1 protein-coding gene is annotated in these 1,167 nt (G+C 67.7%); it reads right to left on the reverse strand.

The window, feature by feature from the left end; all coding sequences use genetic code 11:
* Positions 1–1,167, reverse strand: a 1,167-nt coding sequence (locus ACYC56_RS12145; protein ID WP_461374444.1) for a cupredoxin domain-containing protein, incomplete at both ends; no start/stop codon positions are given.

Here is a 1,167-nt window from a genome sequence, read left to right on the forward strand (position 1 = left end):
CGTTTCCGTTGGCATCCTTCTGGTCGTACATCTGCGTGTCCTGCGGCACGAAGGTGCGGTCCTGGACCACCAGCGGGATGGTGTCGGCCGGGTCGGGGATGGTGCCGTTGGCGACGAGCTTCTTCTCGGTGTCGTCGGTGATCGTGTAGGCGGCGGCGCCACCGATGTACACGTTGAGGCGCGTGATGCCCCAGGCGTGGTCGTGGTAGAACATCAGCCGCGCGCTCTGCTGGTTGGTGTAGTAGTAGGTCTGGACGCCATCGTTGGCCGCGGTGCCCTCGGTCATGTCGGGGACGTTGCGCACGGCCTGGCCCTGCGGCCACATGGTGTCCTCACCGGCCGGCGTGATCCACTGGTGGGGCGTGCCGTCGCTGATCCACGGGGTGATCCCGCCGTGGAGGTGCAGCACCTGACGGTTGTCCTTGAAGCAGTCGGCCGGCTTCGGGGACTCGTCGCACACCGGATTGCGGACCTCGTCGAGCACCGACCCGTTGTCGACCGGAGCCGGCATCGCCATCGGGCCCATTCCCGAGCCCATGTACGTGCTGTCCGTCGGGATGAAGAGGTCGCCGCCGGCGCCCGTGGGAAGCAGGTTGTGGAAGACGATGCGGACCGGCTTGTCCTTGGTCGCCGCGATCATCGGGCCCAGCCACTGCGGCTGGGTGACTGCGAACACCTGCTGGTTGTTGCTGTCGACGATCGGCACTCTGCTGCCGTCGACCATCTCGTTCACCAGTGGATAGTGCTGGCTGATGGCGGCGTTGGCCGGCGTCTCGAGCTGGACGTAGCCGCGCGCGAGGGTCGCGGGGAGGTCGGAGTTGAACTTGGTGCGGTACTGCACGACCGCGATGTCGAACTGGTCGGCCTTGACATTCGCATAGACCTTCTCTTCGGGGACGGCCAGCGGGATGAACTTCGCGTCGGCGGCCGTCGGACAACCGGCGGCGCTGGCGGGGTCGCAGACGCCGGGAAGGTCGTCCTGGAACTTCTTGATGCCGCCGGAGGTGACGTAGCCGGAGCCCGGCGCGGTCACGTTGACGGCGGAGACGATACCGACGTCGACGGTCGCCGTCGCGGTCGCGCCGGACCCGGCGCCGGTCTTGTCGGCGATCGCCACGTCCGGAGGCGACGTGTAGCCCGCGCCGAAGGTGTCAAGGCCGACGCTGG

The organism is Candidatus Aquicultor sp. (genome assembly GCF_054640775.1).